The sequence below is a fragment of the Gardnerella sp. KA00288 genome (assembly GCF_049244085.1).
GTDB classification, from domain to species: domain Bacteria; phylum Actinomycetota; class Actinomycetes; order Actinomycetales; family Bifidobacteriaceae; genus Bifidobacterium; species Bifidobacterium greenwoodii.
The window spans coordinates 1,119,161-1,139,689 of sequence record NZ_CP058373.1 but is presented as its reverse complement, the minus strand read 5'-3'; the positions used below and the strand labels follow the sequence as shown (position 1 = coordinate 1,139,689).

Below are 20,529 nucleotides of genomic sequence, written 5' to 3'. Positions count from 1 at the left end.
GCTGCCAATCTTTATTACTTTTATTACCAATAGCTTATCAAAAGTGCGAAATTGTGCGCCAAACGCGCATGTAACAGCATAGTGTTAAACTTCTAAAAGTATGTTAAATCACAGTAAGATTTTTTCAGTTATTGCATCAGCAGTCACTGCGGCTTCAATGCTTGCTGTTATGGCTCCAATTGCCATGGCAGATTCTTCGCATGCGTTAGAGCAGGCGGCTGTTACTTCAACGCGCTCATTCCCAAAGATGTCGAGTGTGCGTCGAGATCTTTTGACTGAATCTACCTCTACTGATGTAGATTCCAACTCCCATTGGGGTGGGATTGAAAGCTTAAACGTTCCTCAAACTAAGACTCCTAGCGAACTTGCCGCTGCTGCCGCGCGAAACGCTTATGAAGCTGCAGCAAGCCGTTCTGAGTACCGTGGTGGCGTTCAGCCTGTTCAGCAGGCTAATATTGTGCCGCCAAACGGTAAGTCTGTTGAGGCTTTGCTTAATTTCGCTACGCAATTCTTAGGTAAGGTTCCGTATCGCAGTGGCGGTACAACTCCTGCTGGCTGGGATTGCTCCGGCTTCGTGCAGTACGTTTTTGCGGCTGTTGGTGTTTCTTTGCCTCGTACTTCTGGCGCGCAGGCAACTGTTGGAACTCCAATCCCAAGCCTTGATCAAGCACAGCCGGGTGATATTATTGCCAACGGTCAGCATGCTTCTATTTATGTTGGTAACGGAATGGTAATTAATTCCCAGCTTGCCGGCACTAAGTACGATCCAATCCGCTACGTTTTCCCTGGTGGATATTCTATTCGTCGCGTCTTGTAGTTATATATCGCAAAACTTGCGAGCAATCAATCTAAAATTACGCTACAATAGTAAATACGTTTGCGCACAAGTGACGCTGCTGCCACAAGTGCCCGTATGAGGAGGTTGGCGATGATTCCCGAAAAAGCTGTTTTAGTTGGAGTTGATGGCTCTCACGCGAGTTATAAGGCAGTTTGGTGGGCTGCAAATTACGCAAAACATGCAGGCTTACAGTTGCAAATTGTTTGCGCGTATTCTTTGCCGAGTTATGCGGCGGTTTCGTTTGATGCTACTTATACTGCGATTGGTGACGATAACGCGGCTCATCACGATGCGCAAGAAATTCTTTCAAAAGCTAAAGCTGTGGCGCTTGAGCAGGGCGTTGACGCAACTACTCTGATTGTTACAGGCGACCCTTCGTCGGTTTTCGTGGAGCTTTCGCGCAATTATCAGCTTATTGTGATCGGTAACCGTGGTAAAGGCGGCTTGGCGGAGCGTTTGCTTGGAACAACTAGCTCTTCGTTGCCGGCGTACGCGTATTGCCCGATCGTGGTTGTGCCTTACACAGACGACGATGGTCAGCGAATACACTTAAATAACACGATTTCGCGCGTGGCTGTGGGTTCGGACGAATCGAAGTGGGGTCTTAAAGCGCTGGAAATTGCCGCTAATTTGGCGGATAGCTGGAATGCGGAGCTGGATGTTATTTCCGCGGTTCCAAGCGTGCAGGGTGCTGAGGGAGACACTGCAGTTATGGGATCTTATATGGACGATCTTGAGGAGCGCGTGAAGCCGATTTTGCAACGTTTGCCGGATTTGAAGATTCACCGAACTGTTGTGCCTGGCTCTGCTGTTGATGCGCTGACTCAGGCTAGCTTGAATCATGATCTTGTGGTTGTTGGCTCGCGAGGCCGCGGCGGTTTTACTGGGCTTTTGCTTGGTTCGATTAGCCAGGGCTTGCTGCAGCATTCTTCGAGGCCTGTGTACGTTGTTCCAAGAAAGTATGTGGAATTTAGTGCGGCTCAGGTTGCGGCTGCTCAAAAGCAAAGCGAGAATGCGTCTATTGACGATATTTCTGGCGTGCGTGAGGTTGATGTTCCAAAGGCTGGGGCAGAAGCGGCCAAGGAGATTGAGCAGACGATTGATCCGCTGCGTTAATACAACAATCTGCTTATAGTGCGTTCGCGTTGCCGCGCGGGCGCGACGACATGCTTGAGCGCAGCACAGTGCGCGCGAAAGCAACTCGGAGCGGAAACTCGCTTAGGTTGGAAGTCCAGTGGACTTCCAACGCGAGTTTCGTAAGCGAGCGCTTATAGTGCGAGCGTTATCTCACATTTGGAGCGTGATAGCGTCTAGTCTTGCGTCTCTTGCGTCTCTTTAGACTCCGCCTCAGTATTTGCGTGCTTATTTAGCATAAAACGCGCACGCCTTGCATCTCGCTTCGCTTTCTTTTCGGCGAGATCTTTCTTATTCATCTCAATTGCGCGCTCATAAATTTTAAGCAACTCAAGCGCTTGACTCTTAAAATCGTTATTCTTCGAATACTCAAGCACATTCGCCTTAAGCTGAGCCTGCTCAGCCTCGCTCATATTCAAAACCTTGCTAAAAACCGCCTTAAAATCTTCGCGAGTATCCCACTGATACCCGTTTTGGCTGCTAATAATCTGGTTTTCGTTCGGCACATCGTGCTTCACAAGCGCAAACAGTCCGGAAGCCATTGCTTCGAGCATAGAAAGCGAGTGCATTTCGGAAAGCGAGGCGGTTGTGTAGTAGTCCATCGCGTGCAAATACTTTGGAATTTCCGTGTGCGAAATAGGTCCGAGAAGGCAGATTCTATCGTCAAAACCGTTAGAAGCTACGCGCTCGCGCAACGATTCTAAATCTGGGCCGCCGCCAATCACAAATAATCGCGCTTTTTCGCGAGGAAAATCGCAATACATAAAGTTGTCAATAAGCTCAGAAATATTTTTCTCTGCACCAATTCTTCCTACGAAAACGAAAAGCTTAGTCGAATCCGAAACGCCGTATTTTTCGCGGAAAGATTTACGGAAGGCAAGTCGTTCAGGCGTTGGCAAAAACTGCTTGTATTCCACGGCATTGTTGAGCACAACAACTTTTTTATCTACCTTCTGACGGTCAATATAAGCCTGCGCTTTAGCCGACATGCTCGTAATAATTGTGGCATTTTTCGAGAATCGCATAAAATATTTCGCCGAAAGGCTGCGTGAAAACTCAGTAAAATGCTTCAAACCAATGTAAAACAGGAATTTATCGTATTCTGTGTGAAGTGTGTAAATAACAGGAATATGCTCTTTTTTCGCAACTTCCAAGCCGATTTCGCCAATTCCGAATTCGTTTTGAATATGAATAACATCCGGCTTGAATTTAAGCGGCAGCTGCTTTCGCATGTGGCCAATCGGAAGCGCCACGCGATACTTGTAAAGCTTTTTAAGTAAGATTCCAGGCACATAGACGACGCCGTCTTCAAGCTTGGTTTTGCGCTGTTTTTCGGAGCCTACCGTGACCACAAGCACCTCGTGACCAAGCTCTTCATACATTTTTTTGAGCATGTAGGACTGTGTTGCTACGCCATTTATGTACGGTGGATACGTTTCGGTAAAAATAGCGATTTTCAAAGTTTCCTCCGGTTGCATACATGCATGCGTAGCGTCAATATTGCGCAAGTATCTTGTGTACTCAATTCGTGTACTCAATTGGTGTATTCAATTGTGCCACATGTGGTGAATTTTAGGGTGATTTTAGGGTGATTTTGGTGCGATTTTTGGCTTATTTTATCTGCGAACCGTAACGTTTACGCTTACTTTAGCCCCATTTTCGAGCGTATGTTTAACCGTGCAACCCCTGGAAATATGACGTTCCATGCGCTCTTTAAGTGCGGCCGCATCTTCCTCGCTTAACGCAGGTTTTGCCGAAGTTGCGTCGAGAGTAACGTCTTCTTGAAAACGCAAGTACGCTCCTTCTTCCGCATCATACGTGCCGTTTACCACAACTCGCGCTCCAGCACCCTCGCCAACCGCCTGCTCAGCCGCATACTGGCTGCTAAGAGCGGTGCAACCGGCCAAAGCAATCTGCATCAGCTCAACAGGGTTAAACATTCCTTCGCCGCGGCCAAACTTAAGGCTCGTGCCGTCCTCGCTTTTTGCTTCCCAAGTGCCGTCTTCGTTGCGCTCTACCCATAATCTTCTAGACATTTTTGCTCCTTTGCTACTGTTTCTCTAACTATTTTACGCCAGATTGTTACCGCCACGACAGTCCAATTCTTACCGTGCAATTGTTACCATTGAAGCATGGCTTTAACAGAAGAAGAACTCGCCGCAATTCGCGCGCGCATCCCACAAAAACCGCTTTCCAGCATCCCAACTCCTTACGAGGATTTAGTGCGAAAAATCCTTACGGAAGGCACTCTAAAATCAGATCGCACCGGCACTGGCACAATCTCACTTTTTGGCCAGCAAATCCGCTTCGATATTAGTAAATACTTCCCGCTTATCACCACGAAAACCGTGTTTTTCAAAGGACTTGCGTACGAGTTGCTTTGGTTCCTTAAAGGCTCGAGCAATGTGCGCTGGTTGCAAGAAAACGGCGTTCATATTTGGGACGAGTGGGCGGATGAAAACGGCGATTTAGGCCCGGTTTATGGCGTTCAGTGGAGGAGTTGGCCGGCTCCTACGGCGGAAAATCCGAATCGCACGATTGACCAAATCGCAAACGTGCTGGATCTTATGAAGAATCACCCGGATTCTCGCCGAATGATTGTTAGCGCTTGGAATCCTGCGGAAGTTGAGCATATGGCGTTGCCACCTTGCCACTCGCTTTTCCAGTTCTACGTTGCCGACGGCAAGCTTTCGTGCCAGCTTTACCAGCGCTCGTGCGACATGTTCCTCGGAGTGCCGTTTAACATTGCGTCTTACTCGCTTTTGACGATGATGATGGCTCAGCAGGCAGGTTTGGAGCCTGGTGAGTTCGTGTGGACGGGCGGCGATTGCCATATTTACGACAATCACGTTGAGCAGGTGCTTGAGCAGCTTTCGCGTGAGCCATACCCGTATCCGCAGCTTGAAATTCGTAAAGCGGATTCGATTTTTGATTACGATTACAGCGATTTTAAGGTTGTTGATTACCAGCATCATCCGACGATTAAAGCGCCGGTTGCGGTGTGATAATTGCGAATTATTTTGCTTGATTGAGCATGATTCGGCTTGATTTGGCTTGATTTAGTTTTTAGGGGGCGAAAATGGAAAGTAGCGTAAGTGCGCTGAATAATTTCCCGGTGCGACTTATTTGGGGCGAGGCTTTCGGTTTGGACGGCAGGCCAGGAGCTATGGGCGTGAACGGCGGCATGCCGTGGCGACTTTCGCCGGATTTGCGCTATTTTAAGGCGATGACGATCGGCTGCCCTGTGATTATGGGCCGCGGTACGTGGGATGCAATGCCTCCGAAATTCCGTCCTCTGCCGGGCCGCGAAAATATTGTGGTTACTCATAATCCGGATTTTGTGGCAGATGGAGCGCGTACTTTTACTAGCATTGATGCGGCTTTAGATTACGCGCGCGAATGGCTGGAAAATAAGGAAGCGCTGGAAAATAAGGAAAGCGAATCTCAAGACTTGTCTCAAGATTCCACTCAGGACTCGCCTCAAGACGGCCCCGCAATCTGGGTTATTGGCGGCGCTGCGATTTTGCGCGAAATGCTTGCGAATTATCACGCGGACGCAGCTTACGTTACGCAAATCGACGCTAAAGTTGCGGCAGACACCTTTGCTCCAAATATCCATGAGCTAGTTGATGCAGGAAAATGGCGTGTTGCGCGCGAAGGTGAGTTTAATGAAGCGCCGCTTAAAGTTGGAAGCGAAAGCAATCCTGCACGATACCGGTTTATGGTATATGAGCCTTTGCAGTAAACGAAATCGCAAAATAAAAAATCGCAAAATAAACGAGACAACAAAATAAACGAGGAAGCATGACTGAAGAATCAAGCAAAATCAAGGTCGACGCGCGTCACCCATACACTGTTATGACAGTTTGCACTGGCAATATTTGCCGCTCGCCAATGGCGGAAATCGTATTGCGCAACGAGTTCCAGTTGAGGGGATTGGGCGACGTTGTTGCAGTGCGTTCCAGCGGAGTTAGCGACGAAGAGTACGGAAATCCGATTGACCGTCGCGCACAGCGTGAGCTTACGAAACGTGGGTATAGGATTCCTGCGTCGCATTTTGCGCATCGAATTGATGCGGATGAGATTGCGGAAACGAACCTGTTTTTGCCGATGACGGCTTCGCACATGCACTCGCTTTTGCGCCTTCTTCCTGCACAAAAGCGCGATCTTGTGCACATGTATCGCGCGTTTGATCCGGAGCTTCCGAAGCCGCAGCCTGGTCGCGAGATGATGCTCGATTTGGCAGATCCGTGGTACGGCGGCCCGCACGAGTTTGAGGTTGCGATGGATCAGGTTGAACAGTGCGCGCCTTACATAGTCGATTGGGTTGAAAGTAGAATCGCGCGCGCTTAGCACATGATTTGCGAATATAGTTTATAGGTATAATTTATAGATATAGTTTTGTAAGTATCAATTACCGCTCTGTTGCTTTTAGTTGGGAGGATTTATGGCAGATTTGGCTGTCGAAGACGTGCGCGCTCGCGTGCAAAACGCCTGGAATGACGTGGTTTCCGTGCTGAATAAGAAGATTTCGCTGGCTGCGGTGTCGGCTAATGGCATTGCTGGTGAGCATATGCGCAAGTCCGCGCAATACGTGGCTGGGGTATTGCGTGAGGTTGGTATTGACGCGCGCGTCGAGCAGTCCACGAATCCGGACGGCACTCCAGGAGCTTTCGAAGTGGTCGGCTCTCGTATCGTAAACCCAAGCGCGCCAACGGTTTTGCTCTACGCTCACCATGACGTGCAGCCAGTGCCGGACCCATCCGAGTGGGAAACCAACCCATTTGAAGGCACAGAGCGCGACGGTCGTCTCTACGGACGCGGCTCAGCTGACGACGGCGGCGGAATCGCAATTCACTACGGAGCTTTGCGCGCACTAAGCGACGATTTGCGCGTAAATATTAAGGTTTTCATCGAAGGCGAAGAGGAGATGGGCTCGCCAAGCTTCATCCCGTTCATTGAATCGCATAAAGACGAGTTCGAATCCGACGTAATCATTGTGGCTGATTCTGGCAATTGGTCCGCCGAAATCCCAAGTCTTACAACGAGTTTGCGTGGAAATACCGACGTGGATGTAAGGGTTAAAGTACTTGGTCATCAAGTGCATTCTGGACAGTTTGGCGGTCCGATTTTGGACGCTTACACGCTCGCTTCCATGCTTATTGCCTCGCTTTACAACGAAGCTGGCGACTTGGCAGTTCCTGGAATTGAAGCACAGGAACCGGTTGGCGGTTTGCAGCGCGATTTGGACGAAGCACAAGTGCGCGCCGACGCTTCCGTGGTCGATTCTTATAAGCTTGCAGGCACCGGTTCTCTCGCCGCGCGCATGTGGACTAAGCCAAGCCTGACGGTAATCGGCATGGACGCACATCCTGTTGAGGGCAGTTTTAATGTGATTGCGCACGAAACTAAGTTGCGTCTTTCGCTTCGTACCGCGCCTTCGCAGCGTCCGGAAGAAGCGCAAAAAGCGTTGTGCGACTTCTTGGTATCTCACGCGCCTTTTGGTGCGGAAGTTACTGCAGAGCCGATTGATAACGGCATGGGTTGGGCAATGGATCCGGATGCTGTTGCAACGAAGGATGCGCTCGCTTCTATGCGCGATGCTTTCGGCGTGGAGCCGGTAAACAAGGGCGAGGGCGGCTCGATTCCGTTTATTCCTGAGCTTCAGCGCATCTTCCCGAAGGCGCAGGTGCTGGTGACGGGTCCGGAAGACCCTAAGTCTAATGCACACAGCCCGAACGAGTCGATTTCGCTTTCTGGTTTGCGCGGAAATATTGTGACGGAAGCGCTGCTTTTGGATCGATTGGGCGAGTAATTTCGTTTCTACGTTGCGCTTATGCGTCTAGTCTGTTGAGTAATCTGCAAACATGACATGGAATCCATTTGCAAAGAAATCTGCCAACAATGAGGCCGCATCTGCTACTTCGGCTCAATCGAAGCAGCAGAGCGCAACTTCTAGCGACGCAACTAAATCCCGCGAAAAAAACGCGCCAACTCCTAAGCGCAACGCGGCTCAAGCGCAAAATCTTCGTCCGCTTGTTCCAGCCGATCGCAAGGCCAGCGCAAAGCAGGCTCGCGCTAGAATCAGGCAGCGCGAAAATATCCAATACGAAGCAATGCGTACGGGTGATTTGGCGCATATGCCAAAGGTTGAGCAGCTTCCGTGGCGCGTGTATATTCGCGATTACGTGGACGCGCGCTTTAACATCGGCGAGTTTTTCGTGCCGTTTGCAATTGTGATTATGATATGCCTGTTTGCGCTTTCGCGGTTTGTGATTGTGTACATTGCGCTCGCTGTGCTGCTGTACACGTATCTTTTTGCTTCCGTGATCGACATGTTTATTATGTGGCGAAAGTTGCGTAAGGAGCTTGTGCGTCGTTATGGCGATGTTGCGGTGTCGAAGCAGTCGCGTTCCGGCATGTATGCTTGGAGCCGCGCTATGCAGATGCGACGCTGGCGTTTGCCGAAACCAAGTTCGCCAAAGCGCGGAAATTGGCCGAAGTAAGCTGAAGTCAAGCTGAAGTCAAGCGAAAATAAGCAATATAGTAAGCGAAAGTAAGCGAAAGTAAGCGAAAGTAAGCAATATAGTAATCGCAAATTTATTAATATTTGCACAACCTACTATTATTATTTTGAATACTCAAAATAACGCGAATATCATGGGGTAGACGCATGGCACAAGGTAAATCACAAGACAAATCGCATAGCACGAATCAGTCAGGAAATAAATCCGCAAATAAGTCCGGAAATAAGATGGGCATGCAGGGCATGTTTTCGCAGATTATCCGCATTTATAAGTACACGCATCCTGACGATAAGCAGCTTCCTCTGTGGCTGTCTGTGGCGTTTGCAGCACCAATAGTTGTGGCTATTGTGCTTGGTTTGCTGCTGCGCTGGTCGATTTTTGCGTGGATTATGATGATTGTTACAGCGGTGATGGTTGGTTTGCTGCTGTTTACGGTTGTACTTACGAAGCGCGCGGATAAGGTTGGTTACGCGAAGTTGGAAGGTCGCCCGAGTGCGGCGGCTGGCATCGTTTCGGCTATTAACAAGGGTGGATTTACCTTCCCGCAGCAGCCGGTGTGGGTTGATCCTCGCACGAAGGACGCGATTTGGCGCGGCACCGGTTTTAACGGAATTTTCCTAGTTGGCGAGGGCAATTACGAGCGCTTGATGCACGCGATGGACCGCCAGGAGCACGCTATTAGAAGCGTTACGGCGGGATCTAATATACCTGTATACCGTATGGCTGTTGGCAATGGCGAAAACCAGGTGAAGCTTAAGGAATTGCGCGGAAAAGTGTTGCGCGCCAAGACTTTGCAGCCGTCAAATCACAAGTTTGCGCTGCTTAATAAGATTCATCCAAACCGCCGATTCTTCCTTACTAAGACGGAGCTGGCGATTTTGAACGAGCGCTTGCGCACTCTGCAAAGCAAGAGCGGATTTGGAATTCCGAAGGGGATTGATCCGACGCGTCCGCAGCGCATAAGCCGTCGTGCGATGCGCGGTAAGTAAATTAAGTAAACTAAGTAAATTCTAGTGTTTTAGACTTATTGTTGTGTGGCGCTCCAAACGTGGGGGACTTTTCTCGCGTTTGGAGTGTTATCTGTGTCATTTTGCTCCAAATGTGAGGGACTTTTCTCGCGTTTGGATGTCTGGCGTCGGCACAGTGCCGTACAATCGTCAATCGACACGGGTGCTTTGCGCCGACGCGTTACTCGCGCCGCCAAAGCTGAGAGAAAACCGCTTGAACGTGAATCCGGGTAATACCGGCGCACGGAGGTCTGTTTTTCCCGTGCCTGAGAGCTGTTGCAAGGTTTCGTTGTAACGCAAAATATTGCATTGCGCACAATGTAACGCATTGCAACACAAAATAAGAAAGGCACATTTTTTATGTCAGAAGAAAATTATCAGATTAACATGCAGTGGCGTGTTGCAGACATCGCAGTTGCTTCCGTAATTGGCGTTGTTTCTGCTTTTATTTACTGGATTGTTGCCATTTTTAGTGAGGTTCCATGGACTGCACTAAACAGCATTCTTCCAGGTTTTGCAGGTATTATTAACGGTCTTTGGCTCTTCGCTGCTCCTTTGGCAGCAGTAATCGTTCGCAAGCCAGGCGCTGCTATTTACGCTGAAGTCGTCGCTGGTGTGCTCGAAGCTTTGATGGGCAATCAGTGGGGTGGCGCTGCAACCTTCGGTATTGCAGTCTTCCAGGGCTTGTTCGCTGAAATTGCTTTCATTATTTTCGCTTACAAGAAGTGGAATTTGAGCACCATGGTTCTTTCCGGCGCTTTGACCGGCATCGGCTGCTGGGCTTACACCTTCCTCGATAAGCTGCAGGCTGTTAGCGTATTCGGCAAGTACGGTCTTCCATACTTCGTTAGCACCGTGGTTTCCGGCATTGTAATCGCAGGCATTTTGATGTGGTTCTTGTATGTGGGAATCGCTAAGACCGGCGCGTTGGATCAGTTTGCGTCCGGTCGCGAAATCCGCGAAAAGTAACGAATAAAGTATTCGCAAAAATTAAAAATCTATCATTGCCATAAAGGATTTACTATGCCTGATGCTGTTAAATCGCAAGAATCTGAAACTTTCCTTCCATCAGCTTCAAGCGATTGCAATAGTGACAGCAGCGCTAATAGCGCTATCAGTAATGCAAGTGATAGCGCTAATAAAGCTAATAACGCTAATAACGCTGAACTTCGTTTTGAGCATTGGGGTTATCGTCATGCTTCTCGTCGCGCTTTTGCTGTGCGCGGGTTGGACCTCACGATTAAGGCCGGAGAGCGCGTGTTGCTGCTGGGTGCGTCAGGCATTGGTAAATCCACGATTTTAAGCGGTGCGGCTGGTCTTATTGGCAATGATTTTGTGACGAAAAATAGCGCGAAAAATAGCGCAGATAGTGCAGAAAATAACGCAAAAAATAGCGCAAAAAATAGCGCGAAAAATAGCGCGAAAAATAGCGCGAAAAATAGCGCAGATAGCGTAGAAAATAGCGCGAAATCTCAGCAAACCACTCTCGTCGAAGATGCCGATGGTGGCGTGAGCGAGGGTCGTGTTTTGGTTGACGGCGTGCCTGTTCGCCGCGCGCGAGGCAAGGTTGGGCTTGTTTTGCAGGATCCGGATGCACAGGCGATTTTCCAGCGTTTGGGCGATAACGTTGCTTTTGGTCCGGAAAATATGAACGTTCCGCGCGAAGAGATTTGGGATCGTGTGCGCGAAAGTCTTAAAAAAGTTGGGTTGGATGGCTTGCAGTTGCATCGTTCAACTTCACATTTAAGCGGCGGTCAGATGCAGCGTTTGGCGCTTGCTGGAGCGCTTGCTATGCAGCCGAGCGTGCTGCTTTTGGACGAGCCGACTGCGAATTTGGATCCGGATGGCACGCAGCAGATTGTTGGCGCTGTTCGCGCGGTTTTGGATTCGACACGCGCCACGATGGTGCTTGTGGAGCATCACGCTGAGCCGTGGATTGAAATGATTGATCGCGTGGTTGTGCTTGGGCTTGAGAATGATGAGGCTGCGAACGGAAATGCGAACGGAAAAGATGCGAACAGCGAAACCGTTCACGACGACGATATTGCGCGCGCGGCTTCATCTCGCACGGTAATTGTGGCGGACGGCACGCCGGACGATGTGTTTAATCGCACCGATTTGGACTTTGAAGATCTGGGTATTTGGCTTCCGGAGCGCTACAAGAAAAACGTAAAATCTTCTGCAAAATCTTCTGCAGATACTTCTTTCGAAAGTAAATCTTCCGAAAAATCTTATTTTGAAAGTAAATCTTCCGAAAGTAAATCTTCCGAAACCTGCAATCCGTCAGAAGGCTACGAAGAAGTCCTGCTTTCTACGAAGGATCTCGCAATCAGCCACAGCAACGAGCCGATTGCGCGTCACATCAATCTTGAGTTTAGAGCCGGGCAGATTACGGCTTTGGTTGGCGCGAACGGCACTGGAAAATCAACGCTTTCGCTAACTTTGGCGGGTCTTTTGCCGGCTGTAAGCGGCGAGGTTGTGGCGAGCGAGGCTCTTGCTAAAGGCGCGAACGGCGCGAATCCAATGAAGTGGAAGTCGCCGGATTTGGCGAAGCGAATTTCGTATGTTTTCCAAAATCCGGAGCATCAGTTTGCGTGCGGTTCGGTGTTGGACGAGGTTATGCTTGGCCCGCTTCGCACGGGAGTTCCGGCGGATGAGGCGCGCGCGAAGGCTCAGGAGCTGCTGAAGCGATTCCGTTTGGCGCGCTATGCGAACGCGAATCCGTACACGCTTTCGGGCGGTGAAAAGCGGCGACTGACTGTGGCGGCGTCGCTTGCTGCGGCTCCGCGCGTGCTGATTTTGGACGAGCCGACTTTTGGGCAGGATCGCAAAACTTGGCTGCAAATTATTCGCTTGATTGCAAGTTTGCGCGGCGAGGGTGTGAGCATTATTGTGGTGACTCACGACCGCGAGCTGGTTGAGGCGTTGGACGCGCGCTTGGTTGAGCTTGTTCCGGATGCGAAAACTGAAGGTGCTGAAAGTGCTGAAGTTACGGAAGATGCTGAAGGTGAAGTGAGTGCAGAAGCTGCTGAATCTTCTGAATCTTCTGAATCTTCCGAAGCGCTTTCCGCAACCACCGGCGCAACCGACATTTCGCAAATCAAAGTGAGCGCCGTCAACAATCGCAGCGAAAAGCCGAAACTTTCCAGCAGATCGCCGCTTATTGCGTCGATGAATCCAGTATTTCGTATTTTTGGAGCGTTCGCGGCTTCGATTCCGCTGATTTTTACGCTTGATTGCGTGTCGGCTTCGGTGGCGCTGGTGCTGGAATTTGCGATTTTCGCGTGCATTAAACTTACTCCGTGGCGCGTGATTTATCTTTCCTGGCCTGTGTGGGTGGGTGCGCCGACTTCCGCGCTCACCGTGTTGCTATACGGCAAAAGTGGCGGAAATACTTGGTTCCAGTGGTGGCTTATGCATGCTACGGACCGATCGGCGATGCTGGCCGTTGCTACCGCGCTTAGGATTTTGGCGATTGGTATTCCGTCGATTGTGATGGTGATTGGCATGGACGCCACCGATTTGGCGGATGCTTTTAGCCAGGTGTTGCATTTGCCGGATCGCTTCGTGTACGGCGGTTTGGCGGGAATTAGGCTTTTTGGAGTGCTGCAGGATGATTGGGCGGCACTGACGGCGTCGAGGCGTTCGCGCGGTTTGGGCGATGAGCATCGCGTGAGGGCGTTCTTCCCGCAGTCGTTTGCGCTGCTTGTGCTTTCGATTCGACGTTCGACGACGCTCGCCACGGCTATGGAAGCGCGCGGTTTTGGGGGAGTTGGGGCGCGTTCGCACGCTCGCGTGAGTAGTGTGCATGCGCGCGATTGGTGGATTTTGGTTGTTTGCCTGATTGTGCCGCTAATTGCGGTTGCGTCGGCGCTTTACTTCGGAACTTTCGCCTTCCTCGGCGGCGCGTGATACCAGCGCGTGATACCAGCGCGTGATACCAGCGCGTGATACCAGCGCGTGCGTTGTCTCACTTTTCCGGTGTTTGTTGTCGTTTTTGCGGATTTTGGAAACATTTGCTGTGTTTTTTCTCTGGCGTTTGTTGTCGTTTCTGCCGAAGTTGACCACATTTGCCGTGTATTTTTCCGGCGTTTGTGGTCGTTTCTGCCGAATCTGACCACATTTGCCGTGATTTTTCTCTGGCGTTTGTTTCCGCTCCGAGTTGCTTTCGCGCGCGCAATGCTGCGCTCAAGCAGGTCGTCCCGCGTTGCATCCCCACTGGCGTGTATACTTTCTCGAGTCGCGGGCCTGTAGCTCAGTGGATAGAGCGTCTGCCTCCGGAGCAGAAGGTCGTGGGTTCGAATCCCATTAGGCCCACTTTTGATTTTCTTGCGTATTGCGCAGGCGACTTTTCCCGCGTTTGGAGTGTTTGGGGTTGTGTGGCGCTCCAAATGTGCGCAACTTTTCTCGCGTCAGCGTCGCCTTACCAACAAACCTCTCTAAATAGAATCTATGCTAATAACATTGTCTTTCCCAAAATATTTCTCGGCTTTTTTGACTATTTCAGATTCTGCATCGTGCGTATAGTTAGTGTGCTTATCTGCAATATGCATATATATGATTAAATTCTTTCTAGCTCTTGTGATGCAAACATAGAAAAGTTTTCTTGTTCTTTCTTGTATTTTCTTTTTGCTACTAGTCTTGAACAGCGTTTCAAAATTGTACATCCGCCAATTGTATGAATCCAGTACAACTAGAACATCATCATATTCGTTTCCCTTAACGCTGTGCTGAGTGCAAAAAGGAGAGTGTTTACTAAAATATTCAACACTATTTTTGTACTGATTAAATTTTATTTCTTTTATTCTGCTCCATAAATAAAATCCATTATGAACCTTGTAATTTTCAAAGTTCATATCTTTTTTAAGCAGTCCTTTTTCTTCCGCGAGATTAAGAATCTCACCTATAGTAGTATCATCCTTACATTTTGAGATGTTATCCATTATTTCCTTAAGATTAAGTTTGTCTTTTTCGCAATTAATAGCAAAATTTGTTACCTTAAGAAAATCATTAACTTTATCGTTTTCGTACAATTCTATAACGTATTCCAGCTCGTCTAGTCTTTGCAAAATCTTATCTCGCGTAGCATTATGCGAATATTTTCCATCGCTATAATCTAATTTGTATGCGTTAAGTGAGTTTTTATCAATAAAGTATTTATTGCGAATATTTTTCCATTTCTCGTTTTTTAGTATATTGTATGCACTTTTGTAAGAATAGTTTTCATGATTGTTCAGGTTTACGGTGATGGAAAATTTTTTTATCAAAGAAGCAAAGCTGCTATCGTCATACGTATCTGTATCTGTATCTGTATCTGTATCTGTATCTGTATCTGTATTAATCTTCTTAATTTTTTCTTTTACAGTTTTGATAATTTTGAATATTTCATCTTTATTGTATAAATCGAACAATTCATCAAATCCAGCCATGGATGAACCAATCCTATTCGTAAGGAATAGCTGTTTTGCGTTATTTTTATCAAACGATTTGCAATATTCAGAATCACAAATTTTCGTAAAAATACTAGAATTGAACTGTTCTTTTCCGTAGAAAAACTTAATACTGCCTTTTATAACGGAACCGTTTTCCATGTTAGGAGCGTTTACATCATTCGACGGCAATTGTTTAATGCCGTCACTCCTAAACTTATTGGCTAATGTGATTACGGAACTAGGATTTCTGCGATTTTGATACTTTTCTATTACGGTTAAGTTGTATTTTTCTACATCTAAGTCGCCAACGCTATTTTCGTATATTGCTTGCATTGGGTCGCCAAAGAATCCAATCACATTCTTCTTTTTGCTTTGTTTAAGATGCTGTAAAAGAATTTTAGCGACAAGAGGATCTGTATCCTGGTATTCGTCAACGAAAATGCAGTCTGCTGTGTCTTTGAGAATATCTGATATTTTACTATATTTTTCAAATATTTTTTCTGCAATAGCTAAAACGTGATCATGCGATATTTTGACTGTTTTATTATTTGTGTTCATAGAATAGTAAGAGTCATAATCTACATACAGATTTTTGAAGTAGTCGTAAGTAATGTCGTTCTGATCAGTGTTTTTTGGCGATGCAAATAGGTGAGTATCATTTTTAATAAGCTCAACTAAAACAGTTTTTATTTCGTACTGATACCTTTTTATAAGTGACCACATAAATGAGTGAATAGTTGATACAATAACATTCTTGCTATTTAATCTCGATAATATTTCGTCAGCAGCATTGTTAGTGTAGGTAATGCATACAATTTTTATGTTGCTATTGTTCGCAATCAGCGAATTTATTATTGAAATCAATGAGTATGTTTTTCCGCTGCCGGCTCCCCCGTTTAACACGAAGTTTTTACCATTTTTTACGCAGTTAATTGCTTTTTCTTCTATTCTTTGTTCTTCGTTTGCGGCAGCGTTTGTTGCTGTGTTTGTTGCTGTGTTTGTTGCTGTGTTTGTTGCTGTGTTTGTTGCTGTGTTTGTTGCTGTGTTTGTTGCTGTGTTTGTTGCTGTGTTTAGTCCTCTTGAAGCCATTCTAATCCCTCCCTAATGTATCGTGGAACCTTCCACTGAGAATCTTCATCTCCGTCCGCACAATCTAAATATAATAAGCACGATGCAAACGCAGGCTTTTTATCTACCTTTTTCAGAGCAAATTTGTAGTAATTTTCATACTTCAATTCAGAGTCTTTGAATTCGTTCAAAGCGCCATATTTAAGGAAACCATCTTTATTTTTCAGAATAAAATCACTGTTTAACGATATAAACGCATCCTCAAAACTACTGGCTTGATAACCAGCATCGGTTCCGTCGTCTTCTTCGGCGTTGCTTTCTTTTATTTGATACGCTATTCGTATATTGTCGTGAATTTTGTCTTTAGCTTCTTTATTAATAAGATTATCGAATTTATTAGTAGCATTGTTAAAAGCAGCGTCATTCTCAAAGAAGTTTTTAATAGAATGGTTAGTAGTGCATGTTGCTACATTCGGATTAGATTTTTTGTATGTTTTGCCACTCTTTGTTGCAGCATCTATATCTGTAATTATTAAAGTCTTAATATTCAAAAATTTGAATAAATGCATAAAAGTATGTGAATGTGCGCCAGTTTCCATTATGGAAATATTTTGAGATAGCAACTTTTTGTAATTGCTATTATTTTTAGAATTTATTTTATCAACCTTGCTTAGCATCGTAGGTATAAGTATTCTTTCCGTATCGCCCTCAATGCAAATCACCTTATCAGCGAAGAAAAGCTCACTCCTATTCAAAGTTAAATACTGCTTTACAAAAGTAAATGCTTTTTTACCTTTATTATCTTTATCTTTCTCGTATTCAATTATTAAAGACTTGAAGCTTTTCGCAGTAACAGAATTTTCTTTTTTGCTAAAGTAAATGATGTCATTAAAATCGCATTCGGAAACTATGTGCGAAGAATGTGACGTAATCAAAAGCTGCAAGTTTTTATTTTGAGCTCGCAACTCGTCAGTGCGCTTAGCAATATGCGTTTTAATATTATGTATAAATATGTACTGAAGCTGAGGATGCGTGTGCGCTTCAGGCTCTTCAATGTATAAAAGATTTATTTCAGCCGGATTGCTAATAAAATCGTTTATTTTTGTTTCGACCTCAAACAAAATACCAATTAGATTCAAATACCCCAAGCCATTATACGTTTCGGGGAGTGAATAACTTCCATGACTGCTGTAGTTTAGTACAGTGTTGTCGGCTAATAAATTCTTCTCGGATAGAGAAGACTCAATAGAGATGTCTATTTTTTCTTCCAAACTACCATAATCTTTTACAATATCTATTAAGTCGGCAAAAATGCCCTTAACGGGTTCTCCATTGTTTTCAGTTGAACCGTTGTAAAGAGTGTGGAATTTTTTATCCGATGTATCTAACTCTTTTTCGAGATCGTTAAATAATTTTGCACTTTTGTCTTTTGCACTTTTGTAAGAATTAAAATATTCACTGGCTAAATTAGACAGTACGTGATTGCAATTATCGTTAGAAACTAGGCGATCTGCTCTCACTCCTGCAATCTTAATTACTTTTTGAATGTCGCTATTATCAACTTCTACTGTGCTTTCGATTGTGTTTTCGGTTGTGTTTTCGTCTATATCTTTTTTACAAGGATCGTACTTTCTGGAATACTTCGCCAACTCAAAAAAAGTATTAAAATTCTTACTCATGTATTTAGAAAAATACTTAAACTCTTTAATATCTTTTTCATTAAGAATGTCAATTAATTGTTTAGTATTATTTTCGCTTATGTAAACAGAGAATTCGATTACTATGACGTTATTATTGGGATTTAGATCCATTATGAACTTGCGTATATTTGTGTACGTGTCAGTGTCGTTGTACTCAATAAATAGTTGAAGATTTGCGGCTTCCCAAGTGTTGGATATGGTTGGGTTGCTGGTGGTGGTTGTGGTGTTGTTGGTTGCGTCAGCCTGTAATAAATATTCAAACAGTTCTTTTTGCCTATCTAAATTTATGTCTTCCCAAAATATTTCGGATGAATTAAGTAGCTTGGACAAAACTGAAATGACGGAAGTTTTTCCGCAATTATTTTTTCCTATAACCAGCGAAAGCTCATTGTTAAGTGTTAGCTCAAAATTTTTAAGTAATCTGAAATTCTTTACTTTAATCTTATTTAAAATCATTGCAACTCTGCCCATAATTAAACGGATGAATTGATTACACAATAAATTTTAATATTAATAAATTATGTTCTCAAGAACATTTTACTAAAATACAGTTGTTGCGCGTTAGTTTCTGTATGCGCGCGTAAAGTCACTGCCGTTCTTACGCCAGCTTCCGGCATTTTCGTTACGTGTGAGTAAAGCAAATGACGCCTCTTAGGTGTTCGCGCGCTACGCTTTAAGCGCTTCGGTAGGTCGTCACGTATGTAACGCATTTATCGTTTATTTTTATTGTTTATTGATCATTTTGCTGAAGTTCGTCAATATTGAAAGAATCTTTTTTGCGCGTTAAGCCATCGCACCAATAGGAAATTGTGTCAAATGGTAAACCAAGAAATCCCTCAACGTTAAGCGGCGACGCTTGCGCGTGTGTGGAATCTATAATATTGCCCAAGATATTACCTACCAGTTGCCGCAATAAAATAGGTTGCTCAAAATCAACAATTACAGGTTCGCAAGTGCACCAATTACGTGCACTGAGCTGCATCATTAAAGATCTTTGCCTATTGCTATCAATAATACCTAATCTGGCAGCGCGCGTAATCATTGATGCAATTGACACGCCCCATTGTGTTTTCAAATGAACAAAATCCATAAGATTCATATTTGAAGAAAACATTTCCTGAGAGTCAGATTCGGGAATTAAGAATGCTGCTGCGAAATAGTTTGCTTCATCTTCTTGGATTCGTAGCGGAACATTGCGACGGTATTTTTGTAAAATAAGATGTCCCGCTTCGTGAGCTATTGTAAATCGTTGGCGGTCTCCTGAACTATTTTGTTTTGAATATGCGATAGTTGGTACGGCATTAAATTCAGGATTGCAAACGCCGTCAACTCTATTAAAATCGTCATGAACGTTCGAAAGTGGAGCAACGCATATTCCGCCGCGTTCAAACGCTCGCAAAACGTTAGGAATAGTCCCACGCTCGGAAAGATTAAGAGCCACTCTAGTTTTTTGCGCAATACTCTCTATTTCTGCGTGAGTTGGATTGGTGTGCGGCGCAAGTTTACTAATCCAATCTGAATTTGGGAATGTGTTTGACATTCGCGACAAACGTTCAGTTGTTGCTGCAAGAAGTGAGTATTCAACACTAATTTGACGTTTACGAATTGCAGAAAATCGTTGAGGCGCGCGGAAAGTTAGTTGTTGCTCTGTAAGTATTTTGTCTTTCAGCATAAAAAAAGATATAGGAAGGTTGCATGCAGACGCTAGCAATTGCGCTAACTCGTACGTAAAAACCTTACTTCCGTATTTTACGGAGCTGATTGTTGTTCTACTTACACCTGTTCTAGCTGCAAGTTCACTGCATGACCAGCCTAAAAAATCGCATGCGACTTGTATTTGAGACTCGTAAAATTCACTCATTGTTGCTTTATTTTCTATGCTTCTGTTGCTTTGGCTGCTGTAGCTTTGGCTGCTGTAGCTTTGGCTGCTGTAGCTTAAGGTTGCTGTGTTGCTGTGTTGCTTTGGCTGTTGAGCTCGGTAATAATAGTATTCATTTTAGGCATGAAAAGTTCATTTTCTTCACTTGCCGCAATGAATTTTGCTTCCCTGTATAAGCTATCGTCAATTCCAAGCTGAATCATCATATCAGCTGGAGCGTTAACTCCTTTATTTCCTGTTCCAATAGGATGGTATGCAGCGCAAGAAAATCCGTTATCTGCAAAACTCCAAGCTATAACAAAAAATAGATTGCTTACACCTTTACCAAATATATCTTTTTGATTGTAAATTGAAGGCTGTAACCAATCGTTTATTCTTGCAATGTTATGGCCAGCTTTAGGCAGTCCATTGCCAAAATCTGTCTTTTTTAGAAAACGCACAAGAGCTCCTGTTTTCTTATGAACTAAATGAAGTCGATCTACGTGATTATCTAATGTCCAGTCAGAAAAAGGATGTTTTTCGAAATATTCACGTGTAAGCGTTCGAATGGTGGATGACATGTCTTTTTTATATTTTATTGGGTTTATTCCCATGCTTGCGAAACCTTTTTGCATAAGATTGTGTGCAAAAGGAAGTGCAGTATTGGGAATTGAGTTAAACGGCAGAAGAAGTTCTTTAACTTGTTCAAGAGCTGGTGAGGTGTCCATATTGTATCCCCCTATGCAATAGTTTAATCAAAGTTGTGCGGTTTACAATTTTTGATTTACTTTACGATTTATGATTTAGTTTACAATTTATGTATTAATGTTACACCTATTTTTGTTTGTAGAAAAGTAAGTAGGGCATTCGGCAGGTCGTCGCGCTGCGCGCGTGTCTGAAGACCGGCGTAGTGAAACATTTGCCGTGTATTTTTACTGGCGTTTGTTGTCGTTTTTGCGGATTTG

General features: G+C 45.4%; 16 protein-coding genes and 1 tRNA gene. 11 read left to right on the top strand and 6 right to left on the bottom strand.

The features are described 5' to 3' along the window. Positions 1 to 100 precede the first annotated feature (100 nt). Entirely contained in the window at positions 101 to 817 is a 717-nt protein-coding gene (locus HXT52_RS04330; RefSeq protein WP_421775800.1) for a C40 family peptidase, read from the top strand. 111 nt (positions 818 to 928) lie between these two features. Then, a complete protein-coding gene (locus tag HXT52_RS04325; RefSeq protein WP_410296510.1) occupies positions 929 to 1,954 on the top strand; it encodes a universal stress protein in 1,026 nt (341 codons plus the stop codon). Positions 1,955 to 2,148: 194 nt separating this feature from the next. Here HXT52_RS04325 and HXT52_RS04320 read toward each other — a convergent pair whose 3' ends face one another. Together HXT52_RS04320 and HXT52_RS04315 are read right to left on the bottom strand one after the other, a co-directional pair. After that, positions 2,149 to 3,450 (bottom strand): glycosyltransferase, encoded by a 1,302-nt coding sequence (locus tag HXT52_RS04320; protein ID WP_421775799.1) that lies wholly within the window; start codon positions 3,448 to 3,450, stop codon positions 2,149 to 2,151. 138 nt (positions 3,451 to 3,588) lie between these two features. Further along, the gene (locus HXT52_RS04315) at positions 3,589 to 4,008 is read right to left on the bottom strand and encodes an OsmC family protein (protein WP_421775798.1); all 420 of its coding nucleotides are present in this window, start codon (positions 4,006 to 4,008) and stop codon (positions 3,589 to 3,591) included. 96 nt (positions 4,009 to 4,104) lie between these two features. Here HXT52_RS04315 and HXT52_RS04310 point away from each other — a divergent pair, with 96 nt between their 5' ends. From HXT52_RS04310 to HXT52_RS04270, 9 genes are all read left to right on the top strand, one after another. Next, a complete protein-coding gene (locus tag HXT52_RS04310) occupies positions 4,105 to 4,977 on the top strand; it encodes a thymidylate synthase (RefSeq protein WP_102694913.1) in 873 nt (290 codons plus the stop codon). Between the two features lie 74 nt (positions 4,978 to 5,051). Continuing rightward, complete coding sequence (locus HXT52_RS04305; protein ID WP_421775797.1) at positions 5,052 to 5,717, top strand: dihydrofolate reductase; 666 nt, start codon at positions 5,052 to 5,054, stop codon at positions 5,715 to 5,717. A 59-nt stretch (positions 5,718 to 5,776) separates the two neighbouring features. Further along, a complete protein-coding gene (locus tag HXT52_RS04300; protein ID WP_116793841.1) occupies positions 5,777 to 6,325 on the top strand; it encodes a low molecular weight protein-tyrosine-phosphatase in 549 nt (182 codons plus the stop codon). 94 nt (positions 6,326 to 6,419) lie between these two features. Continuing rightward, positions 6,420 to 7,787, top strand: coding sequence for a dipeptidase (locus HXT52_RS04295; protein ID WP_116994867.1), 1,368 nt, complete (start codon positions 6,420 to 6,422; stop codon positions 7,785 to 7,787). A gap of 52 nt (positions 7,788 to 7,839) precedes the next feature. Further along, the gene (locus HXT52_RS04290) at positions 7,840 to 8,478 is read left to right on the top strand and encodes a DUF3043 domain-containing protein (RefSeq protein ID WP_375169034.1); all 639 of its coding nucleotides are present in this window, start codon (positions 7,840 to 7,842) and stop codon (positions 8,476 to 8,478) included. A gap of 167 nt (positions 8,479 to 8,645) precedes the next feature. Next, positions 8,646 to 9,488 carry a DUF4191 domain-containing protein gene (locus HXT52_RS04285; RefSeq protein WP_421775796.1) on the top strand — a complete coding sequence of 281 codons (843 nt, stop codon included), beginning with the start codon at positions 8,646 to 8,648 and terminating at the stop codon, positions 9,486 to 9,488. A gap of 378 nt (positions 9,489 to 9,866) precedes the next feature. After that, positions 9,867 to 10,475: an ECF transporter S component gene (locus tag HXT52_RS04280; RefSeq protein WP_421775795.1), complete on the top strand. Its 609-nt coding sequence runs from the start codon at positions 9,867 to 9,869 to the stop codon at positions 10,473 to 10,475. A 54-nt stretch (positions 10,476 to 10,529) separates the two neighbouring features. Beyond that, entirely contained in the window at positions 10,530 to 13,418 is a 2,889-nt protein-coding gene (locus tag HXT52_RS04275) for an ATP-binding cassette domain-containing protein (protein ID WP_421775794.1), read from the top strand. Between the two features lie 332 nt (positions 13,419 to 13,750). After that, positions 13,751 to 13,823, top strand: a tRNA-Arg gene (locus HXT52_RS04270). A gap of 122 nt (positions 13,824 to 13,945) precedes the next feature. On the opposite strand, the gene HXT52_RS04265 is transcribed toward HXT52_RS04270, so the two are convergent. The 4 genes from HXT52_RS04265 to HXT52_RS04250 all read right to left on the bottom strand — a co-directional run bounded on the left by HXT52_RS04265 (position 13,946) and on the right by HXT52_RS04250 (position 20,292). After that, positions 13,946 to 16,027: a UvrD-helicase domain-containing protein gene (locus HXT52_RS04265; protein ID WP_421775793.1), complete on the bottom strand. Its 2,082-nt coding sequence runs from the start codon at positions 16,025 to 16,027 to the stop codon at positions 13,946 to 13,948. Continuing rightward, complete coding sequence (locus HXT52_RS04260; RefSeq protein WP_102695178.1) at positions 16,009 to 18,162, bottom strand: ATP-dependent nuclease; 2,154 nt, start codon at positions 18,160 to 18,162, stop codon at positions 16,009 to 16,011. The genes HXT52_RS04265 and HXT52_RS04260 overlap by 19 nt, the downstream gene beginning before the upstream one ends. Before the next feature lie 274 nt (positions 18,163 to 18,436). After that, complete coding sequence (locus tag HXT52_RS04255; protein WP_421775792.1) at positions 18,437 to 19,567, bottom strand: helix-turn-helix domain-containing protein; 1,131 nt, start codon at positions 19,565 to 19,567, stop codon at positions 18,437 to 18,439. A gap of 74 nt (positions 19,568 to 19,641) precedes the next feature. Beyond that, positions 19,642 to 20,292 carry a hypothetical protein gene (locus tag HXT52_RS04250; RefSeq protein WP_102694906.1) on the bottom strand — a complete coding sequence of 217 codons (651 nt, stop codon included), beginning with the start codon at positions 20,290 to 20,292 and terminating at the stop codon, positions 19,642 to 19,644. Between the last annotated feature and the right edge of the window lie 237 nt (positions 20,293 to 20,529).

Coding starts and splice junctions, on each gene's coding strand:
- HXT52_RS04315 (WP_421775798.1), bottom strand. CDS start 4,008: ATGTCTAGAAGATTATGGGTAGAGCGCAACGAAGACGGCACTTGGGAA.
- HXT52_RS04295 (WP_116994867.1), top strand. CDS start 6,420: ATGGCAGATTTGGCTGTCGAAGACGTGCGCGCTCGCGTGCAAAACGCC.
- HXT52_RS04275 (WP_421775794.1), top strand. CDS start 10,530: ATGCCTGATGCTGTTAAATCGCAAGAATCTGAAACTTTCCTTCCATCA.
- HXT52_RS04280 (WP_421775795.1), top strand. CDS start 9,867: ATGTCAGAAGAAAATTATCAGATTAACATGCAGTGGCGTGTTGCAGAC.
- HXT52_RS04255 (WP_421775792.1), bottom strand. CDS start 19,567: ATGAGTGAATTTTACGAGTCTCAAATACAAGTCGCATGCGATTTTTTA.
- HXT52_RS04320 (WP_421775799.1), bottom strand. CDS start 3,450: ATGCAACCGGAGGAAACTTTGAAAATCGCTATTTTTACCGAAACGTAT.
- HXT52_RS04285 (WP_421775796.1), top strand. CDS start 8,646: ATGGCACAAGGTAAATCACAAGACAAATCGCATAGCACGAATCAGTCA.
- HXT52_RS04330 (WP_421775800.1), top strand. CDS start 101: ATGTTAAATCACAGTAAGATTTTTTCAGTTATTGCATCAGCAGTCACT.
- HXT52_RS04305 (WP_421775797.1), top strand. CDS start 5,052: ATGGAAAGTAGCGTAAGTGCGCTGAATAATTTCCCGGTGCGACTTATT.
- HXT52_RS04310 (WP_102694913.1), top strand. CDS start 4,105: ATGGCTTTAACAGAAGAAGAACTCGCCGCAATTCGCGCGCGCATCCCA.
- HXT52_RS04260 (WP_102695178.1), bottom strand. CDS start 18,162: ATGATTTTAAATAAGATTAAAGTAAAGAATTTCAGATTACTTAAAAAT.
- HXT52_RS04250 (WP_102694906.1), bottom strand. CDS start 20,292: ATGGACACCTCACCAGCTCTTGAACAAGTTAAAGAACTTCTTCTGCCG.
- HXT52_RS04325 (WP_410296510.1), top strand. CDS start 929: ATGATTCCCGAAAAAGCTGTTTTAGTTGGAGTTGATGGCTCTCACGCG.
- HXT52_RS04265 (WP_421775793.1), bottom strand. CDS start 16,027: ATGGCTTCAAGAGGACTAAACACAGCAACAAACACAGCAACAAACACA.
- HXT52_RS04300 (WP_116793841.1), top strand. CDS start 5,777: ATGACTGAAGAATCAAGCAAAATCAAGGTCGACGCGCGTCACCCATAC.
- HXT52_RS04290 (WP_375169034.1), top strand. CDS start 7,840: ATGACATGGAATCCATTTGCAAAGAAATCTGCCAACAATGAGGCCGCA.